Below are 14,516 nucleotides of genomic sequence, written 5' to 3' on the forward strand. Positions count from 1 at the left end.
GCTAGCTCGCGGGCAGCGCGGCTCCGTTGCTCGATGCGAGGAGCCCCGGTTCCACCCGCGGGTACTTCACCGGGGCACTGTTGGTCATGTGCTCGAGGACTCGGACCACCTGAGCGGAGTAACCGAACTCGTTGTCGTACCAGACATAGAGAATCGCTTGTCGACCGTTGACGATTGTGGCCAGTCCATCGACGATGCCTGCGGCGCGGGTGCCCACGAAGTCGGTGGAGACCACCTCAGCGGAATCGATGTAGTCGACCTGTTTATGCAGCGGGCCCTCGAGAGACTCCCGACGCAGGAAGCGGTTGAGTTCATCCTTCGTCGTCGCTCGTTCCAGCTCAAGGTTCAGGATCGCCATCGAGACATCTGGCGTGGGCACGCGGATGGCATTTCCTGAGAGCTTGCCGCTGAGGTGCGGGAGCGCCTTGGCCACTGCCTTCGCGGCGCCGGTCTCTGTCAGCACCATGTTCAGCGCCGCGGACCGGCCCCGGCGTTCACCGGGGTGGAAGTTGTCGATCAGGTTCTGGTCGTTCGTGTAGGAATGGACGGTCTCCACGTGCCCGTGATCGATGCCGTAGGCGTCATCCATCAGCTTCGCCACCGGGGTGATCGCATTGGTGGTGCACGAGGCGGCCGAGAGGATCTGGTCCTCCGCACCGATCTGCTCGTGGTTCACCCCGAAGACGATGTTCTTCAGCTCGCCCTTGCCCGGAGCGGTCAGCAGCACCCGCGAGACGCCCCTGGCACGCAGATGTTGGCTCAGCCCTTCTTCATCGCGCCACCTGCCCGTGTTGTCGACAAGAACCGCGTCAGAAATTCCATGCGCGGTGTAGTCCACTGCGGCAGGATCAGAGGCATAGATGACCTTGATGAACGTGCCATTGGCGATGATCGCCTGATTCTCCTGATCGACTCTGATCGAGCCCTCGAAAGGCCCGTGGACCGAGTCGCGACGCAGCAGCGACGCGCGCTTGGCGAGGTCATCGGCTCCGCCTTGGCGCACCACGATGGCGCGCAGTCGCAGCCCCGAGGCCGAGGAGGCTGTTCCGACGATGATGCGGGCAAGCAGGCGTCCGATCCGGCCGAAGCCATAGAGGACGACGTCGCGGGGTGGGGCCAGCCCGACACCTGCGCGTCCGAGAACCTCGGCCAGCTCCTCACGCAGAAAGGAGTCGAGATCGCCGGTGGAGGCGTGGGCGGAGCTCCGATAGCGAGCATGCAGACGTGCAATGTCGATGCTCGCGGCGCCGAGGTCCAGCTCAGTCAGCGCCCGGACCAATGGAAGCGTCTCCGAGACGGGCAGCTCGGTCTCGTCCACCTGGCGGGCGAAGCGGTGGGCTTTGAGGATGTCGATGGCCGACCGGTTCACCAGGCGGCGCCCGTAGATCCCGGTGACGACATTGTTGTCTCGGTAGAGCTGGCCGATGAGCGGAATCATGGCCTCCGCCTGCGACTCTCGGTCTCTCCAGCTGCGCAGGTGCTGTTCTGCTTCAGTGGGCATGTTCAGATGTGTCCTCACGTTTAAGACGTCATTGTCTAGTCGGACCCATCGGGTGACCGCGCGCGAACTCGCTCCTTGCTGGCCTCACGCCATGCGGGGTGAACACGCCGATGTGTCCGGAAGCGAGTCTAGCCCAACGCTGTGCGGGACTGACCCCGGAGGAATGAGAGGAAGCGGGTGCCAGGAGAGATGGGGGACGGGTCGGTCGATAAGCCGGGTTCTGTCCGGCGCGTGATTGCTCACCTGCCGGGACCATCATCCATCTGGGCCTCGTGTTGCCACGGACCTCAAGCGATCAACCCGGATGCTCAGGCGGGCAGCCTTCAAGCACATCCTGTTCGACCTTGCACCGGATGGGGTTTGCCGAGCCGCCTCAGTCACCTGAGGCGCTGGTGGTCTCTTACACCACCGTTTCACCCTTACCAGCGGCATCGAGTGCCGCGGGCGGTCTCTTCTCTGTGGCACTGGCCTGCGGGTCTCCCCGAGTGGGCGTTACCCACCATCCTGCCCTGTGGAGCCCGGACTTTCCTCGGCGCGCAGACAGTTATCCGCTGTGAACAGCGGGCCGCAGTCTGGGCCGCGATGGTCTGACCGACCCGTCCCGGCTCATCATCCTACGGGATCAGCGGCGATTCTCCACGGCGTCGAACTCGGCCGACATTGCCCTGTCCAGAGCGTTGCTAGCCTGGATCGGTGTTGATCTTCCTCCCGCCCTCTGAAGGCAAGACGCCCCCTCAAGACCACAGCGCGCCGCCGGTGGATCCGGAGAGCCTCGCCCTGCCCGAGCTGGCCGACGAGCGCCGTGAGGTCATGCGCGCTCTGGTCGCGCTCAGCGGAACCGAGGACGCACAGGAGACGTTGAAAGTCGGCACCCGGATCATGGCGGAGGTGCGGGCGAACACCGAATTGTTCAGTGCGCCGACGGCTCCCGCGCACGAGATCTACACAGGTGTGCTCTACGAAGCCCTGGACGCCGGCTCACTGGATTCGCAGCAGCTCACGCGAGCCCGGCGCGACGTGCTGGTCTTCTCAGGTCTGTTCGGGGTGACGTCGCTGACGGACCGGATTCCTGCGTATCGACTCTCCATGGGAGTGACGCTGACCGGCTCGGGGACCGGAGAGGGCCCGGGGGCTGCCGCGGCGCACACCCGCCCCGGGCCTCTGGGGAGCTTCTGGAGGGCCGCACTGAAGCAGCCGCTCGATGCGATGGTGGGAGATCAGCTCGTGGTCGATGCCCGCTCCAGCTCGTACGCCCAGGTTTATCGCCCAGCACCTGAGCAGACGCTGGTGGTGAACAGCGTCACCGAGCGGGACGGCACTCGCAAGGTCGTCACGCACTTCGCGAAGCACGCCAGGGGTCTGCTGGCTGGGATGGTGCTTCGGGCCCCGCAGGCTCAGGGCGCAGAGTTCGGCGTCGAGGACGTGGCCGAGCTGGCGTCGCAGCGCTGGCGCGTGGAACTGCGCAGTGCCACCGGCCGCAGCCCGCATCAGCTTGACCTGATCAGCTGAGCCTGGCCGCGTGAGAGTGGCCCATTAGCAGAAACTCCGGTCTGCCGACTAGCCTGGAGACCATGGCAGAGTTTATTTACACCATGGTCAGTGCCCGCAAGAAGGTGGGCGACAAGGTCATCCTTGACGACGTCACCATGTCGTTCTACCCAGGCGCGAAGATCGGCGTGCTGGGTCCGAACGGTGCGGGAAAGTCAACGATCCTGAAGATCATGGCGGGGCTCGATGAGCCCTCCAACGGGGAGGCTCGGCTCTCCCCGGGTTATTCAGTGGGCATCCTGATGCAGGAGCCATCGCTGAACGAGGACAAGAGCGTCCTCGGCAACGTCCAGGAGGGTGTCGGCGAGATCTATGAGAAGCTGCAGCGCTTCAACCAGATCTCCGAGGAGATGGCGAACCCGGATGCGGACTTTGATGCCCTCATGGGCGAGATGGGCAAGCTCCAGGAGGCCATCGATGCGGCCAACGCCTGGGACTTAGATTCTCAGCTCGAGCAGGCGATGGACGCCCTGCGTTGCCCACCCCCAGAGGCCGACGTCAGCGTCCTCTCCGGCGGCGAGCGACGCCGCGTGGCCCTGTGCAAGCTGCTGCTCTCCAAACCAGACCTGTTGCTGCTCGACGAGCCCACCAACCACCTCGACGCCGAGTCGGTGCTGTGGCTGGAGCAGCATCTCGCCGCCTACGAGGGCGCCGTCCTCGCCGTGACCCACGATCGCTACTTCCTGGATCACGTGGCGGAGTGGATCTGTGAGGTCGATCGCGGTCGCCTCTACCCCTATGAGGGCAACTACTCGACCTACTTGGAGAAGAAGCAGGCTCGTCTTCAGGTGCAGGGCAAGAAAGACGTCAAGATGGCCAAGCGGCTCTCCGAAGAGCTGGAGTGGGTGCGCTCCAACACCAAGGGGCGTCAAGCCAAGTCCAAGGCCCGTCTGAACCGCTACGAGGAGATGGCCGCCGAAGCTGAGCGCACGAAGAAGCTCGACTTCGACGAGATCCAGATTCCACCAGGTCCCCGGCTGGGCACCCAGGTCATCGAGGCCGAGAACCTGCAGAAGGGCTTCGGCGACCGTCAGCTGATCGAGGGTCTGTCCTTCTCGCTGCCGCGCAACGGCATCGTCGGGGTCATCGGTCCCAACGGCGTCGGCAAGTCCACACTGTTCAAGACCATCGTGGGCATGGAAGAGCTCGACGGCGGCAAGCTGGCCGTGGGGGACTCCGTGAAGCTCTCTTACGTCGACCAGTCCCGTGCCGGCATCGACTCCGAGAAGAGCCTCTGGGAGGTCGTCTCTGACGGACTCGACTTCATCCACGTCGGAGCCGTGGAGATGTCCTCACGCGCCTATGTCTCGGCCTTCGGCTTCAAGGGCCCCGACCAGCAGAAGAAGGCAGGAGTGCTCTCCGGAGGTGAGCGCAACCGTCTGAACCTCGCGCTGACGCTGAAGCAAGGTGGAAACCTGCTGCTGCTCGATGAGCCCACGAATGACCTCGACGTCGAGACGCTGGGTTCACTGGAGAACGCCCTCCTGGAGTTCCCCGGCTGCGCTGTCGTGATCTCGCACGATCGCTGGTTCCTCGATCGCGTCGCAACGCACATCCTCGCCTGGGAGGGATCCGACGAGGATCCCGCGAACTGGTACTGGTTCGAGGGCAACTTCGAGTCCTACGAAGCGAACAAGGTCGAGCGTCTCGGCGCTGACGCAGCGCGCCCGCACCGAGTCACCCACCGCAAGCTCACTCGCGACTGAGACAGTCCGCCGCAGAAGCCAAGGCCCGCCCGCGTCCCACGATGCAGGCGGGCCTTCGCTTTCCGTGGCCCGCTGCGGGTGAGGAGGGCGGCCGGTCAGAAGGGAGCCGCCTGCGCCGTCCCCTGGAGCTCGCGATCGCCGGATTCCCGGTTCGTGTCGGAGCTCTCGGAGCTGTGGGCTGCAGTGCCGCCCTCGGCGGAGTCGCGCCCATCGTCCTCGTGTGTGGATGACGACGCGAGTCGGGTGAATGACCCGGTACCGAAGGTGAGGTCATAGCCCACCGATTCGGCGTCGATCTCCACCGAGGTGCCACGCTGGCCCTTGTCGTTCTCCCATTGGCGAACCCGGAGCCTTCCAGTGACGACGACGGGATCTCCCTTCGAGAGGCTGCTCTTGATGTTCTGGGCGAGCTGCCTGAACGCAGACACGGTGTACCAGTTGGTCTCCCCATTGACCCATCTCTCCAACTTGCGGTCGTAGCGGCGCGGGGTGCAGCCCAGTCGGAAATTCGAGATCGGCAGGCCCTGCTGGGTCGTGAAGTCTTCTACTTCGCCACCGAGGAACCCTCGCACTGTGATTGTTTCGCTCATCATTGCCTTCCATCTCTTCACGGCGGCCAGGGTAGGAGCTGCGCTCCCCGCCCACCTCGAGCGCCGTTTCCGCGATGTGGGGGTGCCCCCAGTCTGTCCAATCGCAGTGGTGGTCACCCTCGAGTGCTGCGGTCTGTGGAGATGTCTGCCATTGGACCCCGCGGGACCTCCCCTGGGGAAAACCACCGAGTGTGGGAGAACCCAGGTGGGGGAGACCAGGTAGACTCTCTGCCTGGACCTGCGCGGGAGGGCTCTTCCTGCGCGTCCATGCCTCGGTAGCTCAGGGGATAGAGCAGCGGCCTTCTAATCCGCTGGTCGGGGGTTCGAATCCCCCCCGGGGCACTTGTCCAGACCGCATAGACTCCAGCTGGCCGCCGTCGTGACGGCGGCCGCACTGCTGTACCTGGCACATTCCGCGCTGCGATTCCGCAACTTCGAAGCCAAGGGCTATGACCTCGGCATCTTCGACCAGGCCGTCCGCCAGTACGCGATGTTCAAGGCGCCCATCGTCCCGATCAAGGGCGAGGACTTTCACCTGCTGGGGGACCATTTCCACCCGATCATCGCCACGTTCGCCCCTCTGTACTGGATCTGGGACGACCCGCGGGTGCTCAACATCGCGATGGTCGCGCTGCTGGTCTCCACGGCGTTGCCCGTCTATCTGGTCGTCCGCGGGTGGTTCAGCCATGTTCCAGCGCTGCTCGCCGCCGTCGCGCTGCTTCTCTTCTGGCCCTTCCAGGCGCTGGTGAACTGGGACTTCCACGAGATCGCCTTCGGCGTGCCGATCATCGGCTGGGTCATCTGGGCCATCGAGCGGCGCAGAATGTGGCTCGCAGCGGGACTGGGCTCGCTGCTGCTGCTGGTCCGCGAAGACATGGGGGTCACTCTGATCGCCTTGGCCATGGTGCTGGCGTTGAAGCGGGCCTGGGCGCCTGCGGTGGCCACCGCCGGGCTGGGGGTCGCGGGATACTGGTTCGCCGTCGAAGTGGTGATCCCGCACTTCTCGGCCGCCGGTGAGTTCGGATACTGGGAGTTCACCGCGCTGGGTCCCAGCGCGGGAGCGGCGGTGGCCTTCCTGCTGACCCAGCCGTGGAACGCCGTGGGTCTGCTCTTCGATCACCCGGTGAAGCTGGGCCTGTGGGCGCTGCATTTCCTGCCCCTGCTCCTGCTGCCGCTGGCTTCGCCCTATGTGATTCTTGGGGCTCCGATCCTGCTCTCGCGGCTGTTCAACGATCGGCAGAACGTCTGGGAGGTCATCTATCAGTACGACGCGATCCTGGCTCCGATCTTTCTGCTCGCCGGATTCGACGTCGCCCGCCGACTCATTCTGCGTTGGCCACGGCTCAAGACGCTGGCGCTGGTGCTTCCGGGCGCCGTCATAGCGGTGGGGATGGTGGGCACGCTGGCATTTCCCGGGGTGTTTCCCCTTCAGCGCACGGTCACGGCGGAGAACTGGAGCATGGATGAGCGTGCACAGGCGCACCAGCGCGCCGTGGAGGCGGTCCCCGACGGTGTCTGCGTGGAGGCGGCCGATACCGCGGTGCCGCATCTGGTGGACCGCACCTCGGTGGGCCTCAACGGGACCACCGACGAGGCGAAGCTGACCTGGATCATCATCGATGAGCAGGTCGAGGAGCTGGGAGGATCGGATCCGCTCACGCCGACGGAGGCGTTCGCTCGCGCGGAGCGGCTGGGCTTCGACACGGTCATCGAAGACGACGAGGGGCTCTGGGTGCTGAGCCGAGAGCTGCCCGGCGAGCACGCCGCCCAGCAGTGCGCGGAATACCTCCGACCATGACCGCGCTGTAGCATGAGCACCGAACCATCACACCCTCAGCCGCGTCAAGACTTCGCGCGGCGTCATGGAGAGCCACATGTCCACCGACTGCGTCCCCTCGGCGCTCTGCGGAGCACCACAGACCGGTCACCGGTTCATGCGTGTGGTGATGATCAGTCTGCACACCTCTCCGCTGGCCCAGGCCGGCAGCCGTGATGCGGGCGGCCTGAACGTCTACGTCAATGAGCTCAGCCGGGCACTGGCTCAGGCAGGCGTCGCGGTGGACATCGTCACCACCGACGCCGACGCCGAGCGGCCGCTGCACGCCGACCGGCTCGAAGAGCTTCAGGACGGTCGCCGCATCCATACCCTCGCCGTCGGCTCCCGGGCACGGTCCGAGAAGTCGCTCCTGGTCGGGCAGATCGACGCGCTGACCGAGCGAGCGCTGCGCAGTCTCGAGTCGGTAGACTCCGCCCAGATCAGCGCGGTCCATGCGCACTATTGGATCTCCGGCCTCGCCGGCATCAAGATCGCCCAGGAGCTCGGAGCGCCCCTGGTGCACACCATGCACACGATCGCCGCGGTCAAGCGCGAACGCGATCCCAGCACGGTGGAGAATCCGCAGCGTCGGCTCGCCGAGGCCAGCATCGCGGCGGCGGCCGACCTCGTCACGGCAAACACCGACCGTGAGATCGCTGACCTCAAGCGGCTCTTCGAGCTCGACGGAACCCGCATCGCACTGGTCAGGCCCGGTGTCGACTTGAACGTGTTCCACCCTCCGTATGGCGAAGATCCGCGCAGCGGCCCGCTCGAAGCAAGACCGCTGCGCCTGGCCTTCGCAGGCAGGCTGCAGCCGCATAAGGGCCCCCAGGTTGCCGTCGAGGCGCTCGGGGAGCTTCGCCGCATGCTCCCCGAGATCCCGGTGGAGCTCGTCGTCGCCGGCGCTCAGAGCGGAGAGGACCTGTTTGATCTGCAGGCAGCGGCCGCCGCCGCGGGCGTGGCGGACTCGGTGCACGCGGTGCCCCCGCTGCCGCACGAGGAGCTCGCCGAGCTCTTCCGGCGAAGCGACGCCGTGCTGATGCCCTCCTACAGCGAGTCTTTCGGACTGGTGGCGCTGGAGGCCATGGCCTGCGGCACTCCGGTGCTGGCGCACGACGTCGGCGGGCTCTCCTCGCTGGTGCGACATCGTCGCAGCGGCAGACTCATTCCCAGCCTGGATCCCGCGGAATGGGCGGGACACCTTCGCTGGCTGGTGCGTCACCGCGGCGCATGGGGCCGCTACAGCGCGGCGGCCGCGGCGACTGCCGGCTCCTACTCCTGGGAAGCGACCGCCGCCGCGACGCTGCAGGCCTATCGCAGCGTGGCCCTGGTGGGCAGCAGCTGACTCAGCTGTCCAGGTAGCGCGAGGACCAGGTCTGGGAGTACTTCTTGTTGACCTCCCGGGTGGCTCGGGAGCTGTGGACCAGGGTCTGCTGCATCTTTTCAGAGAGCTTCGGACGCAGACCTTCCGGTGGACGGACCATGCCCTCTTGGGCCACCGATGCCACAAGCGCTCCATCGCGGCTATAGATCCAGCCCTGCGCCAGCCCGCGAGCATTCTGCGCACTCGGGCTCTGCTGGACGTAGAGCAGCCACTCGTCGGCACGGGCATCGCGGTGCCACCACATCGCATGATCCAGCGAAGCCACCTTCATCTCTGGCTTGGCCCAGTAAAGTCCATGCCGACGCAGGATCGGCTCCAGCAGCGTGTAGTCCGAGGCATAGAGGATCGCCGCACGGTGGATATTGGGATCATCGGGCAGCGGAGCCTTGGTGCGCAGCCACACGGCGCTGGTGGCATGCGGGTCCAAGTCTGCCTCCAGGTAGATCGGCCGGTCCACGTGCCGGATGTCGAAGGGCCGGCCATGCGCCCATTCGTGCACAATCGGGTGTTTCACATGGCCGACGAGCTCCTGCGGCTCCGCGAGGTCCTCGGGGTTCGGAACGTTCTGCGGCATCCGGCGCTGGTGCGCGACTCCGGGGGAGGGGCGCTGGAAGGAGGCGATCATGGAGAGGATCGGGGTGCCGTCCTGATAGGCCTGGCTCCTGCGTGCAGAGAAGGAGCCGCCGTCGCGCAGCCGCTCGACCGAGACCTGGATCGGCTTGGTGGCATCTCCCGGGCGCAGAAAATATCCGTGCACCGAATGGATCAGCCGCTCCGGCTCGACCGTCTGCATCGCCGCAGTAGCGGCCTGCGCGAGGACCTGTCCACCGAAGACCCTCCAGTATGCCTGTTGGAACACCGGGCCCAGGAAGTGGTCCTCGGCGCTGGGACCTGCTCCCGCGGCATCGTTCGGGTCAAGGTGCTGCAGCTGCAGCATGTCGACGAGCTGCTGCACGGACTCGGCGGCGCTCGGCACGCGGTACCGGTGATCATCGGGCATGCGATGTCCTTCCAGGCCTGGACAGGGTCATTGCACCTACTCTAACGGCCCGCCCCCGGGTCTGGCCTGGTCAGGCCAGACCCGGGGGCGGGCCGTCAGAGCGTCAGCGCACAGCGTGGTGAGCCGGCGCCGGGGTCTCTCCGATCAGGTCAGGCTGGAATGATCAGACCAGCGAGGCGACACCGAAGAGCGCCCAGGCCAGCAGAAACGCCATCACACCGATGAGCGTCTCGAGCACGGTCCAGGTCTTCAGCGTGGTCTTCACGTCCATGTCGAAGAAGCGAGAGATGAGCCAGAACCCGGAGTCATTGACGTGGGAGGCGATCACCGAGCCGCCCGCCACCGAGATGACCATCGCGGCCAGCTGCAGCTCGTTGAAGTCTGCGGCGGCCACGCCGGTGGCCAGCAATCCCGCCGCGGTGGTCAGCGCCACGGTGGCCGAACCCTGAGCGATGCGCAGCACGCCGGCGATCACGAAGCCCGCGACGATGAGCGGGATGCCCATGCCTGAGAGGGAGTCCGACAGGGCTTCGCCGATGCCCGATTCACGCAGCACTCCGCCGAACATGCCGCCGGCGCCGGTGATCAGAATGACGGCACAGACCGGAGCCAGCGCTTTGTCCATGACGTCGTGGGCGCCGCCCATGCCACGTCCACCGCGGGTGCCGACAGCGGCGACCGCCACAAGCAGCGTGATGATCAGCGCCACCGGAGTCGCGCCCAAGGTGATCAGCAGGCCGTACCAGGCCGAATCGGTCTGTTCGGACGAGATGACACCCGCCGTGGAGAGGGTGTCCAGTCCCGTGTTGAGGAAGATCAGCAGCATCGGCAGCAGCAGGATCAGCACCACTGTGGAGAACTTCGGTGGATTCTTCTCCGCCTCTTCATCCGCCTGGCCCAGCAGCATCGGGATGGGCAGCTCGAACCGGCGACCCGCCCACATGCCGAAGAGGTAGCTGGTGACGTACCAGGTCAGGATCGCGATGGGCAGCGCCACGAGCAGCAGGATGCCGACATTGGCCTCGAAGAACTCGCTGGCGGCCACGGGCCCGGGGTGCGGTGGGACCAAGACGTGCATGACGGAGAAGGCACCCGCCACGGGGAGTCCATAGATCAGCACCGAGCCGCCCAGTCGACGACCCACGGCGAAGACCACGGGCAGCATCACCACCAGCCCGGCGTCGAAGAAGATCGGGAAGCCGAAGAGCAGAGAGGCGACGCCCAGGGCGAACGGTGCTCGCTTCTCGCCGAATCGGGTGACCAGGGCGTCCGCGAGAACCTTGGCACCGCCGGAGACCTCCACAATGCGACCGAGCATGGCACCCAGACCCACCAGGAGCGCGACCGAGGCGAGTGTGGAGCCGAACCCTGAGGTCAGCACCGGAACGATCTCTCCCGTGGGGATGCCCGCTGCGGCAGCAGTGAGCAGCGAGACGAGAATGAGGGCCACGAAGGCGTGGACCTTGAATCGGATGATGAGCAGCAGGAGCACCGCGATGGAGGCTGCGGCGATGCCGAGCAGCGGTCCGGTGCCGAGGGTCTGTTCCCAGCCTTCGAGGGTCATGAGTTCTTCCAATCAGTGCTGTGGTCTGTGAGAGGGTCCGCGTCTGCGGAGAAGTCCACGTTCAGCGAGGAGCTGAGCCAATGGCGGGCGGCGGAGAGGAGATCCTCGATCGTGGTGTCATTGGGCAGCCGCACGCCGTCTTCCTCCGGGTCCAGGGGCTCCAGGGTCTGCAGCTGAGATTCAAGCAGCTCCGGAGGCATGAAGTGTCCGCTGCGGTGGGCGAGTCTGGTGCTCAGCCGTGGGATGTCGACATCCACATGCAGGAAGATCACCCGCCCCTCGGCCGTGCTCAGCAGATCACGGTAGCTTCGGCGCAGCGCCGAACAGGTGATGACGCAACCGGTCTCGGCCTGGACTGACATCCAGTCCCGCAGAGCGCGGAGCCAGGGCCAGCGGTCTTCATCGGTGAGCGGGGTCTGGGCGGCCATCTTCGCGATGTTCGCCTCGGGATGGAACTCGTCCGCCTCGGCCATGGGCAGCTCAAGCTGCTCGGCCAGCGCTGCGGCGAGCGTCGACTTGCCTGAGCCGGAGACCCCCATCACGACGAGGTGACAAGGGGGAGCCGCTCTACTCGGGCGACGATTGGTGGGGGGATTCGTCATCGAATTCCTTTGTGCTGAGGACATGTGCTGGGGCTCCTGTGACGGGAACCACGTGCCAGCTAAGATAGCACCTTTATAGCCAAAGGTGTCATGTTTGCACCATCGGTCGATCAGAAAGCAGTCCTGTGCCGAAGAATTCCGCCGTCGCCCGGGTAGGCCGCGACGCGATATCCGAGACCCTGGGCCGCGAGATCGTGGACGGCGCGTTGAGTCCGGGCACGGTGCTCACGCTCGAGTCGCTGCAGCAGCGTTTCGGGGTGTCCCGCACCGTCGCGCGGGACAGCGTGAAAGTGCTGGAGTCCCATGGGCTGCTCTACTCGAAGCGCCGCGTCGGGCTCGTCGTGACCGGGACCGAGCACTGGAGCGTCTTCGCTCCGGCGGTGATCGCCTGGCGCCTGGCTTCCCGCCATGCCCGCACGGCGTTCATCGAACTGACCCAGCTGCGCATCGCGGTGGAGACCGAAGCGGTGGCGATGGCGGCACTGCGGCGCACCGAGGATCAGGCGCGCCGGCTGTTGGACCTCGCCGCGAGCATGCGGCGCCTCGGTGAGACCGAAGAAGTCGAAGAGTTCATGCGTGCTGATGTGGCGTTCCACCGACTCCTGCTCGCGGCCGGGGCGAACTCGATGTTCGCCGCCCTGGCCGAGGTGGTGACAGAGGTGCTCACCGGGCGCGCGCAGCACGGCCTCATGCCGACTCGTCCCATGCCAGAGGCGCTCGACGCCCATGAGGGCGTCGCCCGGGCGATCGCAGACCAGGATCCCGAGGCCGCACGACGGCAGATGGAGATCCTCGTCGATGAGGTGCGTTCGGCTCTGGAACAATGAGTGCCATGACTGAATCGCTGCGATTCGCAGAGGCCGTCTCCCTGCAGGATCTCTCCACCTACATCAAGCGCGCCCGCCGCATCCAGGAACAGGGCATCCGCCTCCAGTCAGTGGGTCAGGTGCTGGCAGCCTGGGTCCCGGTGATGACGCCCAGCTCGCTGACGGGTCAGCTGCCCGCAGTGCTGGGGCTGCGCACCCTTGCGCTGGCCGAGGCTTCGCAGACCGATGTCACCGCGGAACTCAGCTCCATCAGCGAACGGATCGCGAGGATGAACCCGGCAGAGACGACTCTGGCACTGCCGCCGAGTCGGCTCACCGTGCCCTGGGCCGCGGTGACCCCGCCGCGTGCAGGCTGGGAGCCGCTGGGGAATCTGGGCGACGACGAGCTCAGGCGACAGGCAGAGGCCGGCATCGCGGAGATTGCGCAGGCAGTGCCCACCTCGGCGGGCGCCGCCGTCGTCGAACAGGTGCGTGAACGCGTCTGGGGGAGGAGTCTGGGGGAGGAAGCTGATTCGGCCGCGCAGCACATCCCGGCCGGTGCAGCCTTCGGGGCCCATGCGCTGAACTTCCTCGCGCGCGACGGAGCAGGCGGTGCGACGACGGTTCACCGTCGCGGGCGCTGGATCCGGCTGAGCTCTCAGGGCGGCTTCATCCTGTGTCGCAGCACCAAGGAGCAGTGAGAACGCGGGCTCAGACGCGGCAGCCCTGAGCTGATCTCGACGCAGTCTGGTCCGCCCGCTCGTGAGCGGCCTGAGCGGCCTGAGCGGCCTGAGCGTGCAGAGCGGTCAGCTGTTGACCATCGAATGGGCTGCGCGCTCGAGGTAGTCCCAGAGGATCTGGTCATGCAGCGGGGAGAGCTCCGCGGCGTCGACCCCTGCGCGCATGAAGCGCAGCCACTTGTCCCGTGCCTCGGCGTCCACGGTGAAGGGCATGTGACGCATGCGCAGCCGGGGGTGGCCGCGCTGTTCCTGGTAGGTCCGCGGGCCGCCCCAGTACTGCTCGAGGAAGGTGAGCAGGCGCTCTTTGGCCGGACCCAGATCCTCCTCTGGGTACATGGCTTTGAAGTCGTCGTCCTCGGCGACGTGGGCGTAGAAGACGTCGACGATCCTCTGGAAGGTCTCCCGTCCGCCGACCGCATCGTAGAAGCTCTGCTGCTCAGCTCCCTGTTCCGTTGATGCCTGTCCCGCGTCGGGCTGCTGTTGGCCGGGCTGACCAGGACTCGGCTGGGCCGAGGGCAGGCCGGAGACCTGCGACGGAGGACGACCGACTGGTTTCACCGTGGCGATCGGCGCACCGAGGCGGTTCGAGAATTTTGGGAGCTCGCGAGCGGGCTGTGGATCTTCGGCAGACATGTTCCTCCTGGACGCAGTTCGTCCTTGACGCTGTGCAGGGTGCAACGATACTTGCTGCGGGCATGTTCCCTCCTGGAGAACGTAGGATTGTCGCGGCGCACCGTCCCGCGCACCGCTGAAGAGAGATTCCGGAGACCACATGGAAGACATCATGGAAGTCCATATCGCCACTGACCACGCGGGCATGGAGCTCTCTGCCCACCTGGTCAGGCACCTGCGTGGGCTCGGCTATCAGCTCATTGATCACGGTCCACGGGAGTACGACGCCGCGGATGACTACCCGGCGTTCTGCATCCGCGCGGCTCAGGCAGTGGTCGCGGCTCGAGCTGCGGGCAAGAACGCGTTGGGCATCGTGCTGGGCGGCTCGGGCAACGGCGAGCAGATCGCCGCCAACAAGGTGTCCGGGGCGCGCGCGGCCCTGGCCTGGAACCTCGACACCGCAGTCCTGGCCCGTGAACACAACGACGCCAATGTGGTCGCCCTGGGTGGCCGCCAGCACAGTCTCGAGGAGGCGACCAGCATCGTCGAGGCATTCCTGAAGACCGGGTTCAGCGGAGACGAGCGCCATGCCCGACGGATCTCGAAGATCGCCCACTATGAGCTGACCGGCGATATCCTCGATTGAT

The 14,516-nt window shown here is 66.1% G+C and carries 13 protein-coding genes, 1 tRNA gene and 1 other RNA gene; 8 read left to right on the top strand and 7 right to left on the bottom strand.

The features are described 5' to 3' along the window. Window position 1: 1 nt before the first annotated feature. Complete coding sequence (locus IY716_RS01240; RefSeq protein WP_218219843.1) at window positions 2–1,501, bottom strand: glyceraldehyde-3-phosphate dehydrogenase; 1,500 nt, start codon at window positions 1,499–1,501, stop codon at window positions 2–4. Between the two features lie 193 nt (window positions 1,502–1,694). Further along, an RNA gene (rnpB, locus tag IY716_RS01245) (RNase P RNA component class A) lies at window positions 1,695–2,100 on the bottom strand. A gap of 94 nt (window positions 2,101–2,194) precedes the next feature. Between rnpB and IY716_RS01250 the strand changes: the two genes are divergently transcribed. Continuing rightward, complete coding sequence (locus IY716_RS01250) at window positions 2,195–3,010, top strand: peroxide stress protein YaaA (RefSeq protein WP_218219844.1); 816 nt, start codon at window positions 2,195–2,197, stop codon at window positions 3,008–3,010. Between the two features lie 62 nt (window positions 3,011–3,072). Then, the gene (gene ettA / locus IY716_RS01255; protein WP_218219845.1) at window positions 3,073–4,755 is read left to right on the top strand and encodes an energy-dependent translational throttle protein EttA; all 1,683 of its coding nucleotides are present in this window, start codon (window positions 3,073–3,075) and stop codon (window positions 4,753–4,755) included. Window positions 4,756–4,850: 95 nt separating this feature from the next. Here ettA and IY716_RS01260 read toward each other — a convergent pair whose 3' ends face one another. Next, complete coding sequence (locus IY716_RS01260) at window positions 4,851–5,345, bottom strand: single-stranded DNA-binding protein (RefSeq protein ID WP_218219846.1); 495 nt, start codon at window positions 5,343–5,345, stop codon at window positions 4,851–4,853. Between the two features lie 269 nt (window positions 5,346–5,614). Here IY716_RS01260 and IY716_RS01265 point away from each other — a divergent pair. The 3 genes from IY716_RS01265 (at window position 5,615) to IY716_RS01275 (ending at window position 8,506) form a co-directional block, all read left to right on the top strand. Beyond that, a tRNA-Arg gene (locus IY716_RS01265) sits at window positions 5,615–5,687 on the top strand. A 1-nt stretch (window position 5,688) separates the two neighbouring features. Next, a complete protein-coding gene (locus IY716_RS01270; protein ID WP_255316387.1) occupies window positions 5,689–7,143 on the top strand; it encodes a DUF2079 domain-containing protein in 1,455 nt (484 codons plus the stop codon). Between the two features lie 76 nt (window positions 7,144–7,219). After that, the gene (locus IY716_RS01275) at window positions 7,220–8,506 is read left to right on the top strand and encodes a glycosyltransferase (protein ID WP_218219847.1); all 1,287 of its coding nucleotides are present in this window, start codon (window positions 7,220–7,222) and stop codon (window positions 8,504–8,506) included. Window position 8,507: 1 nt separating this feature from the next. Here IY716_RS01275 and IY716_RS01280 read toward each other — a convergent pair whose 3' ends face one another. The 3 genes from IY716_RS01280 to IY716_RS01290 form a co-directional block, all read right to left on the bottom strand. Continuing rightward, window positions 8,508–9,545, bottom strand: a complete 1,038-nt coding sequence (locus IY716_RS01280; protein WP_218219848.1) for an acyl-CoA thioesterase II — start codon at window positions 9,543–9,545, stop codon at window positions 8,508–8,510. A gap of 163 nt (window positions 9,546–9,708) precedes the next feature. Continuing rightward, the gene (locus tag IY716_RS01285; protein WP_218219849.1) at window positions 9,709–11,109 is read right to left on the bottom strand and encodes a GntP family permease; all 1,401 of its coding nucleotides are present in this window, start codon (window positions 11,107–11,109) and stop codon (window positions 9,709–9,711) included. Continuing rightward, window positions 11,106–11,711: a gluconokinase gene (locus IY716_RS01290; RefSeq protein ID WP_218219850.1), complete on the bottom strand. Its 606-nt coding sequence runs from the start codon at window positions 11,709–11,711 to the stop codon at window positions 11,106–11,108. The genes IY716_RS01285 and IY716_RS01290 overlap by 4 nt, the downstream gene beginning before the upstream one ends. A gap of 125 nt (window positions 11,712–11,836) precedes the next feature. On the opposite strand from IY716_RS01290, the gene IY716_RS13930 reads away from it, so the two are divergent. Then, window positions 11,837–12,538, top strand: coding sequence for a FadR/GntR family transcriptional regulator (locus IY716_RS13930; protein WP_369699547.1), 702 nt, complete (start codon window positions 11,837–11,839; stop codon window positions 12,536–12,538). 5 nt (window positions 12,539–12,543) lie between these two features. Beyond that, window positions 12,544–13,218 carry a hypothetical protein gene (locus tag IY716_RS01300; protein ID WP_218219851.1) on the top strand — a complete coding sequence of 225 codons (675 nt, stop codon included), beginning with the start codon at window positions 12,544–12,546 and terminating at the stop codon, window positions 13,216–13,218. 105 nt (window positions 13,219–13,323) lie between these two features. Here the strand turns inward: IY716_RS01300 and IY716_RS01305 are convergent, their stop codons facing one another. Continuing rightward, entirely contained in the window at window positions 13,324–13,776 is a 453-nt protein-coding gene (locus IY716_RS01305) for a globin (protein ID WP_255316529.1), read from the bottom strand. Between the two features lie 265 nt (window positions 13,777–14,041). Here IY716_RS01305 and IY716_RS01310 point away from each other — a divergent pair, with 265 nt between their 5' ends. Further along, entirely contained in the window at window positions 14,042–14,515 is a 474-nt protein-coding gene (locus IY716_RS01310) for a ribose-5-phosphate isomerase (RefSeq protein WP_218219853.1), read from the top strand. Window position 14,516 lies beyond the last annotated feature (1 nt).

Origin of the sequence: Nesterenkonia sp. Act20 (assembly GCF_019173455.1) — a bacterium.
Lineage (GTDB): Bacteria > Actinomycetota > Actinomycetes > Actinomycetales > Micrococcaceae > Nesterenkonia.